Origin of the sequence: Collinsella aerofaciens (genome assembly GCF_032584215.1) — a bacterium.
Classification (GTDB): domain Bacteria; phylum Actinomycetota; class Coriobacteriia; order Coriobacteriales; family Coriobacteriaceae; genus Collinsella.
This window is the reverse complement of the sequence record NZ_JAWHPN010000020.1, coordinates 15,665-37,064: the sequence shown is the minus strand read 5'-3', so window position 1 is coordinate 37,064 and position 21,400 is coordinate 15,665. Positions and strand designations below refer to the sequence as shown.

The window sequence follows — 21,400 nt, the reverse complement described above, 5'->3', positions numbered from 1 at the left end:
CAACGATGTATCGATGCGGCTAGCAGACCTGGCGAACCTCGATGTGCTTCTTATATTCGTCAACCTTGGCAAAATCGCCCAGACCGGGGCACTCGACCACGTTGGCGCCAGTGGCCATCGAAAGGCGCAGGGCGTCCTCGACGCGCTCGGGGGCGTCGTGCCACACGGACAGGAAGGCAGCGAGCGAGGAATCGCCGGCACACACCGTCGACAGCAGCTTGACGTCGAAGGTGCGGTTAGCAAACCAGATGTGCTTGCCGTTGGAGAAGTACGCACCGGCGCCGCCGAGGGTCAGCAGCACGTTCTTGGCGCCCTTGGCATGAAGCTCAGCCATTGCGCCCTTGACGGACTCATCGTCGCCACCGCTCACCTTAATGCCAAAGATGTCAAGCAGCTCGTCGTCATTGGGCTTGATCAGCAGCGGCTCCATGGCAATGAGGTCTGCCAGCTGATGGCTCGAGATGTCTAGGACGAACTCGGCCCCCTTGGCCTTGACGCGGCGAAGGACCTCGGCCAGGAAGCCCTCGGAAGTGTTGGGAGGCAGCGAGCCGCTGATGACCAGGCAGGTCATGTCATCGAGCGAATCGATGAGCTCAAACATCTCCTGCTCGTTGGCCTCGTTGATGGCGGCACCGGCGTTGACCATGTTGTACTCCGTGTCGGGGCCGGCATTGAGGAACACGTTGACGCGCGTGATGCCGTCGGTCCACACGGGCTTGACGGGCACGCCCAGGGCCTCGGCGCCCTTAACGATAAACTCGCCCGAGAAGCCGGCGAAGAAACCCAGGATCGTGGTGTCGACACCGTAGTGGTCAAGCGTAAACGAGACATTGAGGCCCTTGCCGTTGGGCGTGTAGACGGCGTTGCGGGTACGCGTGACGGTGTTGGCAGCAAGACCGTCACAGGCGATGTTGTAGTCAATGGCGGGATTTGCAGTGAGCGTGTAAATCATGAATGTTCCTTTCACGAAGCAACGTGTTAATGAAAGTATATTCCACGCATCGATAAAAGGCTAGGGCAACTCGGTGAACGGTGTGGAAGCGATGAAGTACGGCGGGACACCTCTCCCCCGTGGCGGAACAAAAAGGCGCCCTGGCCGAAACCGGGGCGCCGCATGCGCACGAATATGTCGCGTTTCGATTACTGACGATCGAGCTTGCGGACGGCAACGCGCTTGCTGTACTCGTCGACGTGACCAAAGTCGCCAATGCCGACGGACTCGGCAACGTTGGCGCCGGTGGCCATAGCGAGCTTCATGGCCTCCTCGACGTTGTCGCGATCCCTGTACCACTTGTGCAGGAACGCAGCGAGGGTGCAGTCGCCGGCGCAGACAGAAGAAACCAGCTTGATGTTGAACTCACGCTTGGCGTACCAGATGTCCTCGCCGTTGGAGAAGTATGCGTCGCCGCGGCTACCACGGGTGAGCAGCACGTTCTGAACGCCAGCGTCGTGAGCCATCTTCATGGCAACGCGAACCTCGTCGTCGGTGTCGACCGGCACGCCGAAGATGGCCTTCATCTCGTGATGGTTCGGCTTGATGAGCAGCGGCTTCTTGTGAGCGAGCTCCTTGAGCTTGTCGGAGGACAGGTCCAGGACGACGTCGGCGCCACGAGCCTGAGCGTGCTCCATGACCTGAGCCAGGAAGTCGGGCGTAGCTTTGGGAGGCACGGAACCGGAGACGATCAGGCACTCAAGATCGCCCGCGGTGTCCAGGATGTTGTAGAGCTCCTCCTGGTGCTGCGGCGTAATCGGGGCGCCGGGGTTCAGGATGCCGTACTCGTGCTGGCCATCGTTGACGTAGGTGTTGATGCGCGTGATACCGTCGGTCCAGACCGGGCGGCACAGGCAACCCAGGTTCATGACCTCCTCGACGATAAACTTGCCCGTGAAGCCGGCGAAGAAGCCGAGCGCGACGGTGTCGACGCCCATCTTCTTAAAGGCGAAGGACACGTCGAGGCCCTTGCCGTTGGCCGTGTAGCTGGCCGAGCCGGTGCGGACGTTCTCGTCGGGCTCGAGCGGAGAGCTCGAAACCGTCATGTCGACAGCCGGGTTAGCGGTTAGCGTGTAGAACATTTACAGTACCCCCTGTATATGTGAGGGCCGCGTGGCCGGCCCATTCCAACCACGCGGTTACCTCTGATACCAAATTAGCGAGCTGCGGACTCGAGCAGTGCCTTGACCTCGGCGGCGGTGTTGCAGGCGAGCGCCTTCTCGGCGAGCTCGTCGCACTCGGCCTTGGTCCACTGGCTGATGGTCTTGCGGGCGCGCAGGATGGACGGAGCGCTCATCGAGAACTCCTCCAGGCCCCAGCTGATCAGCAGCGGCTCGAGCAGCGGATCGGCAGCGGCCTCGCCGCACATACCGACCATGATGCCGGCCTTCACGCCGCTCTCGATGATGTTCTTGAGCGAGCGGAGCACGGCGGGATAGTAAACCTGGTACAGGTTGGAGATGGTGTCGTTACCACGGTCGGCGCACATGGTGTAGCCGATCAGGTCGTTGGTGCCGATGGAGAAGAAGTCGGCAACCTCGGCAAGACGGTCTGCGAGCAGCGAAGCGGCGGGCGTCTCGACCATGATGCCGACCTCGATGTTCTCGTTGAACTTGCGACCCTCTTCGGTAAGCTCGGCCTTGCACTGCTCGACGAGCTCCTTGACAGCCAAGACCTCCTCGACGCAGGTGACGAGCGGGATCATGATCTTGACGTCACCGAAGGCGCTAGCGCGCAGCAGAGCGCGGAGCTGGACCTTGTACTGGTCGGGATTGGCCAGGCAGTAACGCACGGCGCGGAAGCCCATGAAGGGGTTGTCTTCCTTGACCATATGCAGATACGGAATCTCCTTGTCGCCACCCACATCGAGCGTGCGGATGATGACCGGAGCACCCTTGAGCGCGCTGGCGACCTTACGGTAGGCGTTGAACTGCTCCTCCTCGGAAGGAAGCTCAGCAGAGTCCATGAACAGGAACTCGGAGCGGAACAGACCGATGGCCTCGGCGTCGTGATCGAGCGCGTTGGGCACGTCATCGGGGTTACCGATGTTGCAGGCGATGATCTTCTTGATGCCATCGGCAGTCACGGACGGCTTGCCACGGAAGGCCTCGAGGGCTGCCTTCTCGGCAGCGAAGGCCTCGGCCTTGGCGGTATAGGCTGCAAGCGTCTCCTCGTCAGGATCGGCCTCGACGATGCCCTTGCCGCCGTCGACGACAACGGTCATGCCGTTGCGCAGTGCGGTGCAGCTGTTGGAAACCGAAAGGACAGCCGGGATCTCGAGGGCGCGCGCAATGATCGCGGAGTGCGACGTGCGGCCACCGGTCTCGGTGACGATACCGGCAACGTGAGCCTTATCGATCGTGGCGGTCATGGACGGCGTGAGGTCGTGCACGACAACGACAGTGTTCTCGGGCAGGACGGAGAGGTCGACGACCTCCTTGCCCAGCAACTCGGCCAGAATACCGGTGCGGATGTCGGCGATGTCGGCCGCGCGCAGACGGAACATCTCGTCGTCCATGGACAGGAACATGTTCTCGAACATGGTCGAGGTGTCCATGAGCGCCTGCTCGGCGCAGGTACCGCCGTCAATGGCGGCGTTGATGGCGTCGGTCATCCCCGGGTCCTGAGCCAGGACAATGTGTCCGCTCATGATCTCGGCCTCGGCCTCGCCCACCGTCTCCTTCATGTGGTCGGCCTGAGCCTGGGTCTTCTCGCAGAAGACCGAAAGAGCGGACTGATAGCGCTCCTTCTCTGCTGCCGAATCAGCAACCTCGTGCGGCTCAAACGTCAAGTCGGGATCGACGGCGACCATGACGGTGCCGATACCGATGCCCTCGGAAGCGTTGACTCCCTGATACATTCCCATTCCTCTCTCCGTGTCATGTGATAAAGCGTTTTGCCATATCCATGACAAAAGAGCGCAGTTACCTTACAACAGGTCACTGCGCCCCCAAATATGAACTTAGTTGTTCAACATGCGACCCGTTTGAGTTCTACTCGCCAAGACCGCTCTTGATGAGCTCGATGGCAGCAGCCAGAGCCTCGGCCTCGTCAGCGCCGTCGCACTTGACCTCGACCTCAGTACCGCAGGGGATACCAGCAGCCATGAGAGCCATCGGGGACTTGCCGTTGACCTCCTTCTCGGGGGTAACGACCGTCACGTCACAGGCATACTTGCCCATGGTGGAGGCGAACAGACCAGCCGGACGCATGTGCAGACCCTGAGGATTAACGAGGGTAGCCTTCTCAGAAACCATAGTTGACTCCTTTTTGTGTTTAACCCCTGTCAAGCATGTGGCAGGAGTCAGATTCACGACGTTGTTTATATTAACTCACATCAAACTGTTTTTCATTATGTTTCAGACGAATTATTGGACAGATGTGTTTGTCGTCCGCTTGCTCGCCAGGCGGGGCGATTAAGTTTGCTGCTCTACAGTCCTGCGCAAGACGGAAAGCACATTAAGTGCTTTCCTTTGCGTGCGGAACTCGCGACAAACTTAATCGCCCCGCCCGGCGAGCAAGCTGCGGAAACTCAGTCGATCCAAAGTAATATCGTGCGAACGGAATTCTGGCTGATGAACTGTTCGCGACAAAGACTCGATAGGTAGCCCCCTCTATACCCTTTTATAAGTTGCGGTGAAATAGGGACTGAATTTGGGGTTGAATCGTTTAAACAGTCCCTATTTCACCGCAACTTATGGGAGGGATAGAAAAAAGGCGGAGGCCCTGGAGAGGGGCTCCGCCTTATATACAGGGGGCGATGCTATTCGCGTACCGTGGAATTAGACCAAGCGGGCGTTGATCGTCTTGGCGATCTCGGCGGCGTCGGTGGAACCCTTGACAGTGGCACGGAAGTCCTCGTCCATGAGCGCCTCGGCGACCTTGGACAGGATCTTGAGGTGCGTGGTACCGGCCTGGGCACCGGGGATGAGCAGGGCGATAGCCACGTTGACGGGAGCGCCGTCCATGGTGTCCCAACCGGTCACGCCGGACTCGTCCTTGACGACGATAACAGCAGCCTCGGTAATGGCGTCGGACTTGGCATGCGGGATGGCGAAGCCCTCCATCATGCCCGTGGTGCCCTCGGCCTCGCGGGCCAGGAAGGCGTTCATCACGGCGTCGGCGTCGCTGGCGATACCGGCCTTGACAGCCTGGTTGGAAACGAAGCTCAGAGCCTCGTCACGAGAAGCGAAGTCCTCGGCAACAAAGACATTCTCGACCTTCACGAAGTCGGCAGCCTCGGCCTTGGGAGCCTCGACGGCAACGGCCTTGGGAGCCTCAACCGGCTTGGCTGCAGGAGCGGCCTTCTGATTCTTCTCGAAGTCGTACTTCTTGAAGGCAACGAACAGGATACCACCGACCACAGCGCCGATGAGGATCGCGAGGACCCACAGCGGACCGTTCTCGACAACGGGCAGGACCAGGAAGCCACCGTGAGGCGCCGGATCGTGAACGTTGAACATAATGGTCAGGATCGAAGCGATAGAGGAACCGAGCATCATGATGGGCATGACGGGCCAGATGTTCTTGGTCATGAACGGAATGGCGCCCTCGGTGATGTGGGTGCAACCAAGGATGAGGTTGACGACACCGGCGTCATGGTCCTCCTGGCTGAAGTACTTCTTGCCGACAACGACGGCGAAGGTGGTGATCAGCGGCGGAACGATGCAAGCGGCGGAGACGGCAGCCATGAAGTTGGTGCCGAAGTTGTAGGTATCCGTGCCAACACCGGCGGCCAAAGCCTCGGTGAGCATAGCGGTACCGGTGACGTAAGCAGCCTTGTTGACCGGGCCGCCCATGTCAAAGGCGCACATGCAGCCAATGGCAAGACCCAGGACAACGGCGCCAGAGGCGGACAGGCCCTTGAGGAAGTCCATCATGGCGGTGTTGATGGCAGCCATGGGGCCGGAAATGCCGAGCATGACCAGACCGACGATGGCGGTAGAGAACAGCGGGTACAGGAAGATAGCCTTGAGGCCGTCCAGGTTCTTGGGCAGACCGGCAAAGACCTTCTCGAGCAGCAGGATGACATAACCGGCGAGGAAGCCGCCGACGATGCCGCCCAGGAAGCCGAAGCCCACACCGGCGCCACCGGCGTCGATCATGCCGGTCTCGGCGTTAACAGGCAGACCCTGGATGGCGATCATACCGGCAACAAAACCGGGGACGAGCGCCGGGCGCTTGCCGATGGACTCGGCAATATAGGCGGAAAGCACCGGAACCATGAGGTTCATGGCGATGCCGCCGATGATCTTGAGCATCGCAGCAAAGCTGTTGTAGTCAGACGCCGTCGAATCGAAGGACGTAATGCCCCACAGGAACGAAACGGCGGTCAGGACACCACCGGCAACGACGAAGACCAGCATGTGGCTGACGCCGTTCATGAGGTGCTTGTAGATGATGTGGCCGATGGACTCCTTCTCCTCGACCTCGTCCTCGACATCGGCAGCGGCTGCAACCGTGCTGTCGCCCTTGGCGGCGAGCGCGCGGTCAATCAGCTTACCGGCGGCCTCAACGGACAGGGCCTTGGAAACACCAACGGAAACCATGGGCTTGCCGGCGAAACGCTCAGCCTGGACATCCTTGTCGGCTGCGACGACGACGGCCTTGGCACCAGCGATCTCACTCTTGGTGAGCTCGTTCTCGACACCGACCTGGCCATGAGTCTCGACCTTAATGGTCAGACCGCGCTCGGCAGCTGCCTTCTCCAGCGCCTCCTTCGCCATGAAGGTGTGCGCAATGCCGGTCGGGCAACCGGTCGCGGCGATGATGTCAAACTTAGCCATGTGTCCCTCCTTCTTGAGTACAGCGCCCGCGGGCGCTCCCCTACACGCGCTTCGATGCGCGTTTTTCCACAACTGAAAGATACCAACCTACCGTCCGCGTGAGAAGAGCTAAGGTGCAAATCTCCGGTGAAAGGTTCTTTCATAACCGTAAACGGTAAGTGAAAGTTTACCATCAACACTTGAAACGGCAAGGTGTATCTTGTAATTGAAAATGCCCGTATACTATGGCATTGCAAATCAAGCTAGATTTTCATGCCAACCAGGAGCCATCCATGACCGATAGTAGCAAGAGCGCACTTTCCCTCATTAGCACCCATCAGGGATACAGCGAGTCCGAGCAGCGCATTGTCGACTATATATTGGAGCACCAGTCCGAGGCGCCACGCCTCACGGCCGCTCAGCTCTCGCGCGCCGCCGCCACGTCAGAGGCGACCGTTTCGCGCTTCTGCCGCAAGCTTGGCTTTGGTAGCTTCCGCAGCTTTCAGTTTTCGTTGGCGAGGGATTTGGAAAGCCAGCGTAACGAGGGCCTGACTGACGAGGTCTCGCTCGACAATATGGAGCAGAGCCTCAAGAATATCCTGGCTGCTAAGGTGAGCGAGCTTAATGCGACCATCGACGGGATCGACCACGATACGCTGGCGGCTGTTGTGCATGCCCTTAAGCATGCAGGGGTTATTGAGTTTGCAGCTGTGGGCAATACGAACGCGGTCGCGCTCGATGCGACGTTTAAGTTTTCGCAGCTGGGCCTGCGCTGCATGGCGAGCACCATTAGCGAGACATCAATCGGCTTTGCGCTCACGTTACGCCCGGGTGACGTCATCGTGCTTATCTCAAACTCCGGCAAATCGCGCCGATTGAATCGCATGGCAAAAGCGGCTCGCAACTGCGGCGCAACCGTAGTCGTCATCAGCAGCGACAGCAAATCCCCGCTCGCGCGTCTGGCAGACTACACTTTTAATACCGTCAACCACGAAGCGCTGCTGACGACGGGCGACTTTGCGTTCTCTAAGATCAGCGCCACGATGATCATCGAAGTCATCTACAACTTCCTGCTGCCCGAGATTGAAGACGCGCGTGAGCATATCAGCTACTACGAGGAGCTCATCCAGCCGGATAAGGTCGTTGAGTAGGTAATTTGGGGAGCCGATAGACGCCCCTCGCCACGAAATCCGCCCATCTACTACGTTTTAACCTCAAGCGCCAACCATACACCCAAAATAGATAAAACCGCAGGCGTTCTACATGCGGTTTTCTTTTTGCAATTCTTGGCGTGGTTGCCGATGCCCTGCCAAACGTAGTAAATGGACCCGTTTCGTGGCGGCCGGGTTGGACATGCATGTGGCGGCTCGGCCTAGGCACGCGCCTCGGCAAGCATCTGCTTTGCGTGGGCCAAGCTTGCCTCGGACTGATCGCCGCTCAACATGCGGGCGATCTCGGCAGTACGCGCTTCGCCGGTTACCTCGTCCAAATGCGTCTGGGGAACATCGCCCGGTTCCTTGCTGACGACATAATGCTTGTCAGCCATGACGGCGACCTGCGCCAAGTGGGTTACGACAATCACCTGATGAGTAGCGGCGAGATCTGCCAGCACGCCCGCGAGCGCACGCGCCGTGGAGCCACCGACACCGGCATCGACCTCGTCAAACACCAGCGTATCAACACCGTCCGCGTTACCGAGGACGACCTTGCTTGCCAGCATGACGCGGCTGAGCTCGCCGCCCGACGCAATGCGGCGCAGGGGACGTGGCGTCAAGCCGGCACCGCTGCGGTATAGCAGCTCGTAGCTCGAAGGACCAACGGGCGTCCACTCAGCACGGGGAAGATCGCGCGACTCCCAGACGAGCTCGGCGCCACCCATCTCCAAGCGAGCCATCTGGCGGCCGACCTCGTGGCAGAAGCGCGGGGCCGCCGTATTGCGAGCGCGCTTAAGTGCCCTGGCAGCAGCGAACAGCTCGCGCTCGGCGCTCCCGAGTGCCTCACGCGCCTTTTTGATCTGTTCATCGCCATCATCGACCAGCGACAGCAGCTCTTGTGAGCGGTCGCGCATGGCAAAGACATCGTCCATGGTCGGACCCCACTGACGCAGCAGGCCCTTGAGGTCGGAATACCGCTCGCGCATGCGAGCGAGCTCGCGAGGATCGAAGGCAACCCCATCGCGATAGGAACGAAGCTCGTTCGCGCAATCCTCAAGAGAGATGCAGGCATCCGAAAGTGCATCGGCAATGTAGCCCAGTTTGCGATCGACGGTAGCCATTCGGGAAAGCTCTGCCACGGCGCTGTTCACGGCATCGAGCGCTCCCCCTTCAGAGGCAAGCGATGCATGGGCCTCGTTTGCCGTCGCCACCAAGACCTCGGCGTGCTCCGAGCGAGGCAGCAGCTCCTCGAGTTCCTCATACTCGCCCGGTTTGGGGTCGACCTCGCCGATGCGCTCGAGCGCAAAGCGCGCCTCCTCGACGCGGCTCCCCTGCGCACGCGAGGCCTCTTCGACACGTCGAACCTCCTTGGCGGCAGCGCGCGATGCTTTAAAGCAGGCGCGGTACGCATCCAGCGCCTCGAGCGCAGAGCGGCCCGCCCACGCATCGACCATCGCAACGTGATGCGCCGGATCGAGCAAGCGCTGGTGCTCGTGTTGGCCGCACAGATCCATCATCACGCCAACGCGCTCCGAAAGCTCGCGCACACTGGCGATGCGACCGTCAATCTTCACGCGGCTGCGGCCCTCGGCAGAAAGGCTGCGCTGGACCGTGAAGCCTTCCGTGTCGTGCGGGCCGTCAAACAGCCGCGCCTCGACGCTCGCCAGCGCCTCGCCCTCGCGTACCGTCGACGAATCCGCGCGCTCACCCAAAATAAGCTTGAGGGCCGAGAGCAGCGCGGTCTTGCCGGCGCCGGTCTCGCCGGTCAGGACAGTCAGACCGGCACTCGGCACCAGCGTCGCCTCGCGAATGAGTGCAATGTTAGAAACCTGCAGCTCATCGATCATGACGGACTCCGTAGAAAACGCGGCTCACCGAGTTATAGAAGCTCTCGGGGCCGTAATCGAGGAGCAGCACATCTCCGGGCCCGCGGCGCACAGCCACGCTCTCAACGGTGCCATCGCAGGTAATAAACTGTCCATCGATAGCAATCGCCGGAACGCTCGGGCGATCATCGGACATAAAGATTTCGACGACATCACTCGGCGAAGTCAAGAAGGCACGGGCCTGAATGGTGTGCGGCGCAATGGGTACGCAGACCATGCCCGTATAGTCGGGGCTCACGATGGGGCCACCGGCACTGAGCGCGTAACCCGTAGAACCAGTCGCCGTCGAAACGACCACGCCGTCACCGCGCAGGCGGTCGATATGATGGCCGGACACCGTGATGTCGAACTCGACCATATCGGACAGCGGACCGCGGGTAAGCGCCATGTCGTTGAGGGCGAAGGTGCGCACGACATCCTTCGTACCATCTTCGCGCACGGACACGATATCCGCGGCGATGGTAGCGCGACGGCTCACATGCAGCTCGCCGGACAGGGCGTCGCTCACGACTTGCAGAATGTCGCGCTCCTCGGGACTCGCAGCAGTTAAAAAGCCCAGGTGACCATAGGAAAGACCGAGGATAGGAATCTCGCGATGGTTGAGGATGCGGGCAGCACGTAGCAACGTACCGTCGCCGCCGAGCGTAATGACCAAATCGGAGCCGTCAATATCAGGCGTGCTCTGAATCTTGGATCGCTGGTCGGCAGCCCATGCGACCTCATAGCCCTGGCGCGTCAGCCAAAGCTCGAGCATCAGGCCGCTCTCGACCGCCTCTTGCTTGTAGTAATTGGGAACCAGAAAGACCTTCATAGCGTTGCAGCTTTCTCGCTCAAAACCGATACCTGGGATTGCAGCTCATCGTCGGTGCGTTCACCGGGGGCAAACCTCGTGCCGTACAGGAAAAACTCAACGTTGCCCTTGGCACCATGAATGGGTGACACGCACACATCGACCGGGAACAGGCCCTTGGCAGCAAAGAGTTCAACCGCCCTCACGAGTGTATCGCGGCGCACGGCGGGATCGGTCACAATGCCGCCCTCGCCCACCAGCGCCGCCGGAGCCTCAAACTGCGGCTTTACGAGCGTGCAGAATGCACCCGTAGGAGCCAGGCACGCCAGTACCGCATCGATAATGTTCGCGATGCTGGTAAACGAGACATCACACACAGCCAGGTCGATGGCGCCGGCATAGCCAAGCTCAGGCAGCTGCGTCACATTTGTGCGCTCATGCAGCGTCACGCGATCGTCCTGACGCAACAACCAATCGAACTGGGCGCGACCCACGTCCACCGAGACAACGGTCGCAGCTCCGCGCTTGAGCAGGCAATCGGTAAAACCGCCGGTAGAGCAGCCCACATCCAGACAGGCAAGGCCCGTCGGATTGATGTCAAACGCATCAAGCGCGCCTTCGAGCTTAAGACCGCCGCGGCCAACATAGGGAATGCGCCCCTTCACGTGCAGCGGCAGCCCCGGGATCACCTTAAGGCCCGGCGAAGTCAAGCGCTCACCGCCACTCGAGACCAAGCCGGCCATAAGAGTGCGAAGGGCATCCGCGCGATCTGCGCAGATGCCCTGTGAAATCAGTTCGTCATCAAGACGCACGCGTTTCATGAATGCCATCAACCATTCGTATCCGGAGATGCGGCCTAGCTATCCTGGGATTCGTTTGCCGCATCCTCATCATATTCCTGCTCGAGCTTGTCGGCCTCACGCGGTGTAAGCTCAAACTTGTCGACCATATCGACCGCGCGGGAGCCCAGCTCAATCGCTTCGTCAAACAGATCGAGCGAACGCTCCAAGGAGGTATCCTTGGAGCGAACGGTAGCGATGATCTGATCCAGACGGTCCGAGATCTCATCAAAGTTACGGACAGAACCCTCTGGCATGACTACTCCTCGACGGAGTCGACAACAGCCTCGGCGGCGTCCGCATCCTCGGCCAGCACGCCAGCCTCAGCCTGAGCAACCGCAACCTTGGCGGCAGCCTCGACGGCTTGGGCCTCCTCACGAGCGCGATCTTCGGCCAGCAGCTCCTGGTACAGGTCCTCACCCGGCAGCTCCTCGCTACGAGCGATCTTGCCCAGCACGCCGTTGACGAACGACGCAGACTGGTCGGTGCCATAGGCCTTGGCAAGCTCGACAGCCTCGTTGATGACGATGGCGTCCGAGACCTCTTCGTCGGTGAGGAAGCGCATCTCGTAAACGGCGATACGCAGCAGGTTGCGGTCGGCACCGGGCATGCGCATAAGATCCCAGTTCTTGGCGACGGCGCGCAGGGCACAATCGATGCGATCAATGTGCTCGTAGGCACCGCGGCAAAGCTCCAACGCATAGGGGTCGAGGGGACCCTTCGAAATCAGGAAATCGCCCTCGAGGACGCGCTCGAGCGGGCTGTCCGTGGCCTCGGCCTGGAACAGCAGCTGCAGCGCCTGACTGCGGGCAAGCGTGCGCCCGCGATAAACCTTAAGGCTCAAAGGTTACTCCTTGGGGAAAACGAGGCCGTCGATGCAAACGTCAACGCGTTCGACCTCGACGCCCACCTGGGCATCGATGGCGGCGACCACGGCGGCGCGAACGGCCTCGGCGAGTTTCTTGAACGGATAGCCAAAGAACACCACGACACGCACGGTGAGTGCGAGCTTGTCGCCGACGACCTCGGCCTCGACCGCCGGCTCGGAAGCCGGGGCCTTGGACGAGAGCATCATGGAGACAAGGTTGGTGGCAAGGTCCTTGACGCCAACGGAGGCGATGCCCTCGACATCCGACACGGCGCGCGAGACGATGGCGGTCAGAACATCGGGCGAAATGCCGATGCCGTCAATCTTGATTTCCTGGGGCATGAGTCCTCCTAGAAGAGTTGGTTGCTAGACGCGGGAGACGAACTTGCCGTCGCGGGTGTCAACCTTGATGACCTCGCCCTCGTTGAGGTACATGGGGACCTGGATGACAGCGCCGGTGTCGATCGTGGCCGGCTTGGTGGAACCCTGGACGGTGTCGCCCTTAAAGCCCGGGTCGGTCTGGACGATGGTGGTCTCGATGAACATCGGCGGGGTCACGCCCATGAGCTCATCGTCGGCGAAGAGCAGCTGGCAAATGTCGTTCTCGCGCAGCCACTTGGAGTTCTCGCCCACCATGTCCTCGGGAACGGGAACCTGCTCATAGGTCTCGTTGTCCATGAAGATGTAGTCGGCGCCATCGTTGTAGAGGTACTGGAACTCACGGGTGGTGAGCATGACGCTCTCGAACTTGGTGCCGGCGTTGCAGGTGTTCTCGACGACGCGGCCGCTCTTGATGTCGCGGGTCTTGTAGCGCACAAACGCGCCGCCCTTGCCCGGCTTGACATGCTGGAACTCGACGATGGTGTAGACCTTGTCCTTGATGCGGAGACCGAGGCCGTTCTTGAAGTCGGCGGTAGAAATGGTAGGCATAGCGACCTTTCTTGTTATGGGCAGAACGCACAAGCGTCCAAATTACATACGACAGAAATTATACACTTGCAGACGGCTGCTGCAGCGAGCGCATAAAAAGAGAACGCGGGGCGTCCGAATCGATCCGGACGCCCCGCCCCAAAAATCTATCGAAATGGGCTAGCAATCGATGACGTGCAGGTCGTGCGGGGTCTTGGTGAAGGGCTCGTAGCCGTTCTCGGTGACCACGCCGTAGTCCTCCAGACGCACGCCGCCCACACCGGGCAGATACACGCCGGGCTCCATGGTGATAACCGAGCCGACCTCGATGGTGTTCTTGCTGCGGTTGAAGTTGGGCAGCTCATGGATGTCGATGCCCACGCCGTGACCCAGACCATGGTTGTAATAATCGCCATAGCCGGCATCGCCGATGATCTTCTTGGAAAGCTTGAAGATGTCGTTGCCCTCGACGCCCGGATGAATGGCAGCGACGCACTCCTCGTGCGTACGGCGCACGAGCGCGTACAGGTCGAGCTGCTCCTGGGTAGGCTCGCCCATCACGACGGTACGCGTCATGTCGGAACGATAATCGCAGTAGCCCGCGCCGTAATCCATGAGAACGAAATCGCCCTTCTCGATGACACGGTCACTCGGGACGGCATGCGGGTTGGCGGTGTTGGGACCGCTCGCCACGATGGAGCCGAAGGCAAGGCTGTCGGCGCCGTTGGCGAACATAAAATTCTCGAGCTCGTTGCGAACCTGCTTCTCGGTCATACCGGGCTTAATAAAGCCGAGCATATGCTGGAAGGCGGCATCGGTGATCGACTGTGCATGGCGCATGAGCTCGATCTCCTCGGCATCCTTGATGGCGCGCATCTTGCGGATGTCGTCATGCATCAGCGGCAGCATGCAGGCAACGGAGCGGTCCTCCAGGCCGCGCTGAATACCCTGGTAGAAATTAATCTGCATATCGTCCTCGACAGCGCAGACGCGGCACTTGTTAGCCACAATCTTGCCGGCGACCCAACCGGGGATGGTGCCTTCGTCCATGTCGTAGACCCAGGGGCTGCCGGCGGGCGTGTTCTCCTCAAAGCTGTTGAGGTAGCGCGAGTCGGTGTGGAACAGGCACTGGTCGACCGTAATAAACGCAGCGTGCGGGAACTCGAAGGTGTAGTCGAAGACGCCCTTCACGCCCGTAAGCCAACGAAGGTTGGCCTCGTCGCGCACCACGATGGCGTCGTAGCCACGCTCGGCCATCAGGGCACGGACACGCTCGATACGACCGGCAGGACCGGCAGCAAACTCAGACATGCAGATTCCTTTCTTGTTGTCTCTATATAGACGGGACGGGTCTCAATCGAACGACGGAATCGCATGCGATCCGCAACCGATTGAAAACCCGCCCCTCAACATGATACGAAAGACAATGGATGTCAATAAATCTTAGAGAAGTTCTTTGCGAGAAGCCAAGTAGGCGTGAGCATGGCGCTCAAGAACCTCGTCCTCAACGCTCGTTAGGCGAATGGCACCGAGTGCTGCGGGCAGCGGCAGCATGCTGCGATTCGAGCGAGCGAACTGCTGCTTGCGGAACTCCTCGATATATGCGGCAGGCTCCAGGTCGAAGGCAAGTTCCTCGATACCAAAGTCCTCCAGGCAGTCATCGACCTCAAAAACGTAATCGATATCGAAGTCGCAGGCGTCGTGGGCAAGGCGCGCCTCAAAGCGCATGCCCTCGGACAACAGCTGGTAGGCAGGGACCTGCGAAGCGGCATCGCCCAAGCAGGCGCGCAGGGTGCGCTCCCCCGTCTTGCCAAAATCGAGCGCATGGCGGGCGCTCGGGTTCGTGGCCATCAGTACGTCCTTACGGGCAGTCTGAGACCATTGAACGGCATTGACGAGCGCGACCTCCTCGCCCGCGAGAATCTCGGGGACGGTCTCAGTAAACTGATTCCAGCGGGACTTGCTGCTCGAAAGCATGGTACCAACAAGTACCACATAGCCGAGCTTGAGGTCCTCGGGGTCCGCCTCGCGAACAAGGTCGAGGTCACACACGACCAAGCCCGGTTCGGGACGGAACGCGATAGCGGGAAGCGCATTGGCCGACGAGGCGACAAGCGGCTTCATGGTCGTCGCGACCGTGAGCATGGCGTCGAACGTCGACGGCAGCAGCGCGCACTCGGTGCGACCGCACCACTGGTTGGCGCACCAGCTAACAACCGAGCAGATTGCGGCATCGCCAACGGCGACAACCAGATCGTCGCAGGTAATGCCGTTGGCAGACAGGGCGCCAAAGACGGTATCGGCATCGGCCAGCGTAGCACCGGCAGGCGAAACCTCGAGGACGAGCAGCGACACGGCAAAACCGGCGTCGACCAGCGCATGCTCGACGACCTCACCAAAACGCTCTGACGTGGCGGAGTTCCAAACGACCATCGCGCGCTTAGGCTTGCCCACGGCCGAGGCAAACATACGCGACAGTTCATCGAACGCACCCAATCCGACGCGGACATCGACACTGCGGTTTTGGAAATTGATCAGTTGACGGCGAATCATAGCAGCCCACGCTCCAAAAGCATCTCGGCACAAAGGTAGGAAACGTCCTCGAAGGACTTGTTGCGAATATCAAGGGTAAGGTCGGCGGCCTGGCGATACAGCGGACGGCGATGCTCAAACAGGCGCGCGGCATGCTCGGGCGAGCGGAAATCGGGGCGCGTGTCGGACCGACGAATCTGGCGAATTGAATCCTCAAAGTCGCCCTCGAGGTACACGCACGTACCCATTTCGTGCATCAACTCAATATTCACCGGCGTCTCGACAATGCCGCCCCCGCACGAAACCAACAGGCTGCGCTCACTTTGGAGCGAACGGAGTGCCGAGGTCTCGAGCTCGCGAAAACGATCCTCGCCCTCGGTCTCAAAAATCTCGGTTACCGACTTGCCGCAACGGCGCACGACCAGGCGGTCGGTATCGATAAAACGCCGCTTGAACATGGTGCCCACGTTGCGCGCAAGCGTCGACTTGCCCGCGCCCAAAAAGCCGATAAAGAAGATATGGTCGCAGCCGTGTTTGATGTGCTGGGACATGACGAGACCTATTCCTCGCAGGGAAGGTCGCGCAGGGCCCGGCGCTCAAAGATACGGAAGATCTGCGTATACCACAGGTCCTGCGTCGCCTGCGGCTTTACCAGGATAGTATCGACGCCGGCGAAGTTGCCGCTCCACACGTCCGTGTAGAGCTGATCACCGATCAGCACAGCCTCGCCGGCTGTGGCGCCGAGGCGCTTAAGGCCCGCCTTGAGGGCAAACGGCGCCGGCTTCATGGCGTGGCTGATGGCCTCGAGTCCCAGCTCGCGCGCAGAGCTCATGACCTGGTCGCGATGCCAGTTGTTGGACACCATGCACAGCTTAAAGCCTTTGGCGCGGGCGGCGTCGAGCCAAGCGGAAACCGCGGCGGGAACCTGCTCGGTGTCGCGCGGCACCAAGGTGTTATCGCGATCGAGCAGAATGGCGCGTTTGCCGTCGGCCCACAGGGTATTAAGGTCGATGCGATCGACCGAGGCAACGTATCGTTTGGGGCTAAAAATCCTCATGCTAATTCCAAGACTGTTGATGCTCTTCGTAGGTTTGCGAGAAATACTCCTCGTCCTGCGTAATGTAGAAATACAGGTCATCAGAGTCGGTCGGCTCAAGGGTGGCCTTGAGTGCCTCGAGCGACGGAGAGCAGATGGGCGTGGGCGGCAGGCCCTCGTGCTTATAGGTGTTATACGGGCTATCGCTCTGCAGGTCGTCGGCGGTAACCTCGCCACCGGTGACATACATCATAGTCGCATCGCTATTGAGATAGCGCAGGCCATCGAGCTTGCCGGCAAGGCGGTTGTAGAAAACCGAGGCCACATGCGCACGTTGATCGGCGTTGAGGCCCTCGCGCTCAACGATAGAGGCCAAGTTGACGATGTCGTAGTCGGACATCTCCACACCGTAGCGTTCCTTGATCTTGGCTTCGCAGCTCGCAAAGTCAAGCGACTTGTACTCGGTCTTAAACTGATCGAGCATAGCGCGAATCACGCCATCGGCCGTCGGCGAATTACCCAACGAATAGGTCTTGGGGAACAAGAAACCCTCGAGCGAGTCGTTAGCGGCGCCCTTAAGGAAGCTATAGTCGTCCACGTAGTTGGAGGCCTTGGCCTGGTTGAGGAAGTCTTCCTTAGAGATGCTGTCGTAGGCCTGGGCCACACGGTCGGCGACTTGATCGACCGTCAGGCCCTCAGGGATAGTCAGCGCATTGGAGCCCGCGTTGGGGCCTTCCATGAGCTGCTGAACAACCTTGGTCGCATCCATGAGTGTGGTGAACGAATAATCACCAGGCTTGAGCGACATATCGGCGTTGAGCTTTTTCACCGCCGCATAATAATCCTTGGGATTTTCGACGATATGATTCTCGGAGAGAATCGAAGCGATGCTGTCACCCGAGGCACCATCGGGAATCGTGATAGTAACCTGCTGGCCTGCAACGACTTTCGCACCCTCACCGCTAAAGAAGCCCTTGACGGCTGGCACGACAAAGAAAACGATCGCGACAAGCGCAAGCACGGCAACAACGCCACCGATAATCATAGGCACCGGGGAGCTTTTCTTTTGAGCACCGCGACGAGCATGCGTGTTGTAGCTCGAGCGGGTCGCCGGAGCAACGCCATGCGAACCACGAGCGTGATGCGAATGCGATTGGGGGGCCTGCGTTCGCTGGGTAGGTGCCTGCTGCTTAAAGCGGGTGCCGCCTGCAGGCTGGGCCGTACGAGCAGTGGGCTGCTGAGCCGCGTGAGAAGCCGAATGCTGAACCGAACGAGCAGAAGGCTGCTGACCCGTCCGTTGAACAGGTTGGGCCGAACGAGAGAAGGACTGCGCCGGGCGCGCGGCAGGCTGAGCTGCGCGCTGCGTCGGCTGTGCCGGACGCTGGCCAGGCTGGGCGGGGCGCGACGCCGGCTGCCGTGTACGATTCGGCTGGCGCGGATCGGAAGCACTAGGCATGCGAAACCTCCTCGTTTTTACGATCGAGCCACGTCTGCAAAAACAGGCTGGCGGCAATCATGTCGATCTTACCCCTCATCTGCTTTTCGTTGAGTCCCTGCTCGCGCAGGATACGCTTGGCCTCTTGCGAGGACAGACGCTCGTCCTCAAACTCCAACGGAAGATCAAGCTCGTCGGCAATCTTTTGCGCCACAGCGGCAACGCGCTCGGCCTGAGGGCCGGGCTCACCGGCCATGGTCAGGGGACGTCCGCTTACCAGGATGTCGGGCTCATAGTCCTCAACCAGGTAGCGAAACGTCTTGGCCATACCGGTGACCTCGGCAGCCGGAAGCACCTTGACAGGCATCGCCATCTTGCCATCACGGCTCGAGACGGCGATGCCGATCCTGGTCTCCCCTATGTCCAGCGCGAGCGCAACCACAGCGGCTTCTTAGATTCTTAGGCGCCGAGCGCGGTCTTAGCGGCCGTGAGGGCATCGGCGATGCCGGCAGCATTCTTGCCACCGGCCTGGGCCATGTTGGGACGACCGCCACCGCGACCGTCGACCAGACCCGCGATCTGCTTGATCACGTTACCGGCGTGGAAACCGGCCTTGACGGCGTCATCGGAGCCGGCAGCGAGCAGGGCCGGAGTGCCCTTCTCAGTCACGCTGGCGACGACACAAGCGACAGGGCCGACGACCTTCTGATGCACGGTATCCCATACGTTGCGCAGGTCGGCAGCCTCAAGGCCCTGGAGCTCAGCGACAACGAGCTTATAGCCGTCGAGCTCGACGGCGCCCTCGATGGCGCTGGAGATGGCGTCGGAGGAGCCACCGGTCAGAGCCTTCTTGAGCTTATTGGACGTCTCGCGCAGCTCGGCCTGCAGGTTCTCCACGCGGGCGGGAACCTCGTCTACGCGGCACTTGAGCGCAGCGGCGGCGGCGTCGACGAGCGCCAGGCGGTCGGCCATATAGTCGAGAGCACCCTTAGAGGTCACGGCCTCGATACGACGGACATTAGAGCCCGTGGAGGACTCGGAAATAATCTTAAACAGGCCGATCTCGGCGGTGTTAGCAGCGTGTGTGCCACCGCAGAGCTCGCGGGAGAACGGCTGGTCCTCGGCGCCCACGGAGACGACGCGGACGACATCGCCGTACTTCTCGCCAAACAGAGCGACAGCGCCGGCGGCCTTAGCCTCGTCGATGCCCATGACACGGGTCACGACCGGCTTGGAAGCGAAGATCTGCTGGTTGACCAGGTCCTCGACAGCCTTAAGCTGCTCGGAGGACAGGGCCTCGAAGTGCGTAAAGTCAAAGCGCAGGTGCTCGGGCGTCACCAGCGAGCCGGCCTGGGAGACGTGCTCGCCCAGGACCTGCTTAAGGGCGGCGTCGAGCAGGTGCGTGGCGGTGTGGTTGCGGCGCAGGAAGCCACGGCGCTCGGCGTCGAGCGCGGCGGTCACGGTAGCACCGACGGCCAGCGTGCCCTCGGCAACGTGGGCGACGTGAGCATACAGGCCGTTGTGGTTCTTGGTATCGGAAACGGTCAGCGAAACGCCCTCGGCGGAAAGCTCGCCGGCATCGCCCTGCTGGCCACCCATCTCGGCATAGAACGGAGTGCGGTCGAGAACGACCTCGACGTCCTCGCCGGCGGCAGCGGACTCGACGGACTCGCCGTTGCGCACGATGGCAACAACCTTGGCGCCCTCGATCACATCGTTGTCATAGCCGTCGAACTCAGTCGCGGCGACCTTGTCGGAAAGCTCGACCCAAACGTCGTTGAAGCTGCCCCAGGCGTCGCCTTTGGCATTGGCGCGGGCGCGGGCCTTCTGGTCCTCCATGCAGGCAGTGAAGCCGTCCATATCGACATCGTGGCCAGCGGTGCCGGCGATCTCGACGGTCAGGTCGATGGGGAAACCAAAGGTGTCGTGCAGCTTAAAGGCAACATCGCCCGGAAGCACAGCACCCTCGGCAAGCGCTGCCAGGGCCTCATCCAGGTAGACGCGACCGTTGTCGAGCGTCGTGGAGAAGCGCTCCTCCTCGGAGGCGACGATACCCTTGACGAGCGCGACGTTCTTGAGCAGCTCAGGATAGGCCTCGCCCATCTGAGCGTTGACCTCGTCGATAAACTTGGTCAGGAAGGCGCCCTCGATGCCCAACAGGCGACCGTGGAACACGGCGCGGCGGAGCAGGCGGCGAAGGACGTACTCGCGTCCCTCGTTACCGGGGAGGATGCCGTCCGAGATCATAAAGTCGACGGCACGGGAGTGGTCGGCGATGATACGCAGGGAGCGGCTGGCGCCAGAGTAATCGTCGGCGTCATAAGTCTTGCCGCTAATCTTCTCGCCCAGCTTGATGAGGTGCTGCATCAGATCGCCGTCGTAGTTGGCGGTCTTGTGCTGCATGATGGCGGCCATGCGCTCCAGGCCCATGCCCGTATCGAGGTTGCGGTGCGGCAGCTCCGGCATGGAGCCGTCCTCCTGACGGTCGTACTGGGTAAAGACGAGGTTCCAGAACTCCAGGAAGCGGTCGCAGTCGCAGCCAGGCTTGCAGTCGGGGCTGCCGCAGCCGACCTCCTCGCCCATGTCAAAGTAGATCTCTGAGCACGGACCGCAGGGACCGGTGGGGCCAGCGGCCCAGAAGTTGTCGTCCTCGCCCAGGCGGGAGATGTGGTCCTCAGCAACGCCCAGAGAACGCCACACGTCGTGGGTCTCGTCGTCCTCGGTAAAGACGGTAAAGTACAGGCGGTCGAGCGGCAGCTTGAACTCCTTGGTGATGAGCTCAAAGGCCCAGGCGCAAGCCTGCTCCTTGGAGACGCCGCCAAAAGAGAAGTCGCCGAGCATCTCAAAGAAGGACAGGTGACGGCCGTCCTCGCCGATGCAATCGATGTCGTTGGTGCGGACGCACTTCTGGCAGGAAATCGCGCCGATCTCCTTCATGGTCTTCTTGCCCTGGTAGTACTCCTTAAACTGGTTCATGCCAGCGTTGGCAAGCAGCAGCGAAGGATCGTCGGGGACGAGGGACGAAGAAGGATAGAGCTTAAGACCGCGCTCCTCAAAGAAGTTGAGGAACTTGGAGCGGATCTCGGCCGTAGTCATTGACGGGTAGTCAGCACTCATAGAGGGAATCTCCTCGGTTTCACATCGAAACAGTTCAAACGTAACGATATTACCATCCCACCGCGCAAGTGCAAAAAA

General features: G+C 60.6%; 20 protein-coding genes. 1 reads left to right on the top strand and 19 read right to left on the bottom strand.

Going from position 1 to position 21,400, the window contains the following annotated elements:
- Positions 1–19 precede the first annotated feature (19 nt).
- From RX395_RS07000 to RX395_RS06980, 5 genes are all read right to left on the bottom strand, one after another.
- Positions 20–952 carry a 1-phosphofructokinase family hexose kinase gene (locus RX395_RS07000; RefSeq protein WP_195361479.1) on the bottom strand — a complete coding sequence of 311 codons (933 nt, stop codon included), beginning with the start codon at positions 950–952 and terminating at the stop codon, positions 20–22.
- Positions 953–1,140: 188 nt separating this feature from the next.
- Positions 1,141–2,073 (bottom strand): 1-phosphofructokinase family hexose kinase, encoded by a 933-nt coding sequence (locus RX395_RS06995; protein ID WP_006233969.1) that lies wholly within the window; start codon positions 2,071–2,073, stop codon positions 1,141–1,143.
- Between the two features lie 74 nt (positions 2,074–2,147).
- Complete coding sequence (ptsP, locus tag RX395_RS06990) at positions 2,148–3,851, bottom strand: phosphoenolpyruvate--protein phosphotransferase (protein ID WP_035138206.1); 1,704 nt, start codon at positions 3,849–3,851, stop codon at positions 2,148–2,150.
- Between the two features lie 133 nt (positions 3,852–3,984).
- On the bottom strand, positions 3,985–4,248 hold the full coding sequence (locus RX395_RS06985) for an HPr family phosphocarrier protein (protein ID WP_022094575.1): 264 nt from the start codon (positions 4,246–4,248) through the stop codon (positions 3,985–3,987).
- Positions 4,249–4,773: 525 nt separating this feature from the next.
- Positions 4,774–6,777 (bottom strand): fructose-specific PTS transporter subunit EIIC, encoded by a 2,004-nt coding sequence (locus tag RX395_RS06980; RefSeq protein WP_316366480.1) that lies wholly within the window; start codon positions 6,775–6,777, stop codon positions 4,774–4,776.
- Between the two features lie 272 nt (positions 6,778–7,049).
- Here RX395_RS06980 and RX395_RS06975 point away from each other — a divergent pair, with 272 nt between their 5' ends.
- Positions 7,050–7,907: a MurR/RpiR family transcriptional regulator gene (locus tag RX395_RS06975; RefSeq protein WP_226790721.1), complete on the top strand. Its 858-nt coding sequence runs from the start codon at positions 7,050–7,052 to the stop codon at positions 7,905–7,907.
- Positions 7,908–8,128: 221 nt separating this feature from the next.
- Here RX395_RS06975 and RX395_RS06970 read toward each other — a convergent pair whose 3' ends face one another.
- The 14 genes from RX395_RS06970 to alaS all read right to left on the bottom strand — a co-directional run bounded on the left by RX395_RS06970 (position 8,129) and on the right by alaS (position 21,322).
- On the bottom strand, positions 8,129–9,757 hold the full coding sequence (locus tag RX395_RS06970) for a DNA repair protein RecN (protein WP_316366477.1): 1,629 nt from the start codon (positions 9,755–9,757) through the stop codon (positions 8,129–8,131).
- Entirely contained in the window at positions 9,747–10,607 is an 861-nt protein-coding gene (locus RX395_RS06965; RefSeq protein WP_035138200.1) for an NAD(+)/NADH kinase, read from the bottom strand. The genes RX395_RS06970 and RX395_RS06965 overlap by 11 nt, the downstream gene beginning before the upstream one ends.
- Positions 10,604–11,407, bottom strand: coding sequence for a TlyA family RNA methyltransferase (locus RX395_RS06960; protein WP_316366492.1), 804 nt, complete (start codon positions 11,405–11,407; stop codon positions 10,604–10,606). Before RX395_RS06960 ends, RX395_RS06965 begins: the two co-directional genes overlap by 4 nt.
- A gap of 35 nt (positions 11,408–11,442) precedes the next feature.
- A complete protein-coding gene (locus RX395_RS06955; protein WP_006233978.1) occupies positions 11,443–11,682 on the bottom strand; it encodes an exodeoxyribonuclease VII small subunit in 240 nt (79 codons plus the stop codon).
- A gap of 2 nt (positions 11,683–11,684) precedes the next feature.
- Positions 11,685–12,269, bottom strand: coding sequence for a transcription antitermination factor NusB (gene nusB, locus RX395_RS06950; protein WP_152068054.1), 585 nt, complete (start codon positions 12,267–12,269; stop codon positions 11,685–11,687).
- Between the two features lie 3 nt (positions 12,270–12,272).
- Positions 12,273–12,635 carry an Asp23/Gls24 family envelope stress response protein gene (locus RX395_RS06945; RefSeq protein ID WP_006233982.1) on the bottom strand — a complete coding sequence of 121 codons (363 nt, stop codon included), beginning with the start codon at positions 12,633–12,635 and terminating at the stop codon, positions 12,273–12,275.
- A gap of 24 nt (positions 12,636–12,659) precedes the next feature.
- Entirely contained in the window at positions 12,660–13,223 is a 564-nt protein-coding gene (gene efp / locus RX395_RS06940; RefSeq protein ID WP_117806186.1) for an elongation factor P, read from the bottom strand.
- Positions 13,224–13,382: 159 nt separating this feature from the next.
- The gene (locus RX395_RS06935) at positions 13,383–14,513 is read right to left on the bottom strand and encodes a M24 family metallopeptidase (RefSeq protein ID WP_316366472.1); all 1,131 of its coding nucleotides are present in this window, start codon (positions 14,511–14,513) and stop codon (positions 13,383–13,385) included.
- A gap of 132 nt (positions 14,514–14,645) precedes the next feature.
- Complete coding sequence (locus tag RX395_RS06930) at positions 14,646–15,755, bottom strand: hypothetical protein (protein WP_316366470.1); 1,110 nt, start codon at positions 15,753–15,755, stop codon at positions 14,646–14,648.
- Complete coding sequence (locus RX395_RS06925; protein ID WP_035138190.1) at positions 15,752–16,285, bottom strand: shikimate kinase; 534 nt, start codon at positions 16,283–16,285, stop codon at positions 15,752–15,754. Before RX395_RS06925 ends, RX395_RS06930 begins: the two co-directional genes overlap by 4 nt.
- A gap of 8 nt (positions 16,286–16,293) precedes the next feature.
- Complete coding sequence (locus RX395_RS06920; protein ID WP_152068057.1) at positions 16,294–16,791, bottom strand: YqeG family HAD IIIA-type phosphatase; 498 nt, start codon at positions 16,789–16,791, stop codon at positions 16,294–16,296.
- A gap of 1 nt (position 16,792) precedes the next feature.
- Positions 16,793–18,226 carry an endolytic transglycosylase MltG gene (mltG, locus tag RX395_RS06915; protein WP_316366467.1) on the bottom strand — a complete coding sequence of 478 codons (1,434 nt, stop codon included), beginning with the start codon at positions 18,224–18,226 and terminating at the stop codon, positions 16,793–16,795.
- On the bottom strand, positions 18,219–18,647 hold the full coding sequence (ruvX, locus tag RX395_RS06910) for a Holliday junction resolvase RuvX (RefSeq protein WP_035138185.1): 429 nt from the start codon (positions 18,645–18,647) through the stop codon (positions 18,219–18,221). Before ruvX ends, mltG begins: the two co-directional genes overlap by 8 nt.
- A gap of 17 nt (positions 18,648–18,664) precedes the next feature.
- Positions 18,665–21,322 (bottom strand): alanine--tRNA ligase, encoded by a 2,658-nt coding sequence (gene alaS / locus RX395_RS06905; RefSeq protein ID WP_316366466.1) that lies wholly within the window; start codon positions 21,320–21,322, stop codon positions 18,665–18,667.
- Positions 21,323–21,400: the final 78 nt, after the last annotated feature.

Excerpts from the sequence above, each read along its gene's own strand:
- RX395_RS06970 (WP_316366477.1), bottom strand. The coding sequence starts at position 9,757 with ATGATCGATGAGCTGCAGGTTTCTAACATTGCACTCATTCGCGAGGCG.
- RX395_RS06975 (WP_226790721.1), top strand. The coding sequence starts at position 7,050 with ATGACCGATAGTAGCAAGAGCGCACTTTCCCTCATTAGCACCCATCAG.
- RX395_RS06985 (WP_022094575.1), bottom strand. The coding sequence starts at position 4,248 with ATGGTTTCTGAGAAGGCTACCCTCGTTAATCCTCAGGGTCTGCACATG.
- efp (WP_117806186.1), bottom strand. The coding sequence starts at position 13,223 with ATGCCTACCATTTCTACCGCCGACTTCAAGAACGGCCTCGGTCTCCGC.
- RX395_RS06945 (WP_006233982.1), bottom strand. The coding sequence starts at position 12,635 with ATGCCCCAGGAAATCAAGATTGACGGCATCGGCATTTCGCCCGATGTT.
- RX395_RS06995 (WP_006233969.1), bottom strand. The coding sequence starts at position 2,073 with ATGTTCTACACGCTAACCGCTAACCCGGCTGTCGACATGACGGTTTCG.
- mltG (WP_316366467.1), bottom strand. The coding sequence starts at position 18,226 with ATGCCTAGTGCTTCCGATCCGCGCCAGCCGAATCGTACACGGCAGCCG.
- RX395_RS06930 (WP_316366470.1), bottom strand. The coding sequence starts at position 15,755 with ATGATTCGCCGTCAACTGATCAATTTCCAAAACCGCAGTGTCGATGTC.
- RX395_RS06920 (WP_152068057.1), bottom strand. The coding sequence starts at position 16,791 with ATGAGGATTTTTAGCCCCAAACGATACGTTGCCTCGGTCGATCGCATC.
- RX395_RS06935 (WP_316366472.1), bottom strand. The coding sequence starts at position 14,513 with ATGTCTGAGTTTGCTGCCGGTCCTGCCGGTCGTATCGAGCGTGTCCGT.
- RX395_RS06955 (WP_006233978.1), bottom strand. The coding sequence starts at position 11,682 with ATGCCAGAGGGTTCTGTCCGTAACTTTGATGAGATCTCGGACCGTCTG.
- RX395_RS07000 (WP_195361479.1), bottom strand. The coding sequence starts at position 952 with ATGATTTACACGCTCACTGCAAATCCCGCCATTGACTACAACATCGCC.
- RX395_RS06925 (WP_035138190.1), bottom strand. The coding sequence starts at position 16,285 with ATGTCCCAGCACATCAAACACGGCTGCGACCATATCTTCTTTATCGGC.
- ptsP (WP_035138206.1), bottom strand. The coding sequence starts at position 3,851 with ATGTATCAGGGAGTCAACGCTTCCGAGGGCATCGGTATCGGCACCGTC.
- RX395_RS06980 (WP_316366480.1), bottom strand. The coding sequence starts at position 6,777 with ATGGCTAAGTTTGACATCATCGCCGCGACCGGTTGCCCGACCGGCATT.
- alaS (WP_316366466.1), bottom strand. The coding sequence starts at position 21,322 with ATGAGTGCTGACTACCCGTCAATGACTACGGCCGAGATCCGCTCCAAG.
- RX395_RS06965 (WP_035138200.1), bottom strand. The coding sequence starts at position 10,607 with ATGAAGGTCTTTCTGGTTCCCAATTACTACAAGCAAGAGGCGGTCGAG.
- RX395_RS06960 (WP_316366492.1), bottom strand. The coding sequence starts at position 11,407 with ATGAAACGCGTGCGTCTTGATGACGAACTGATTTCACAGGGCATCTGC.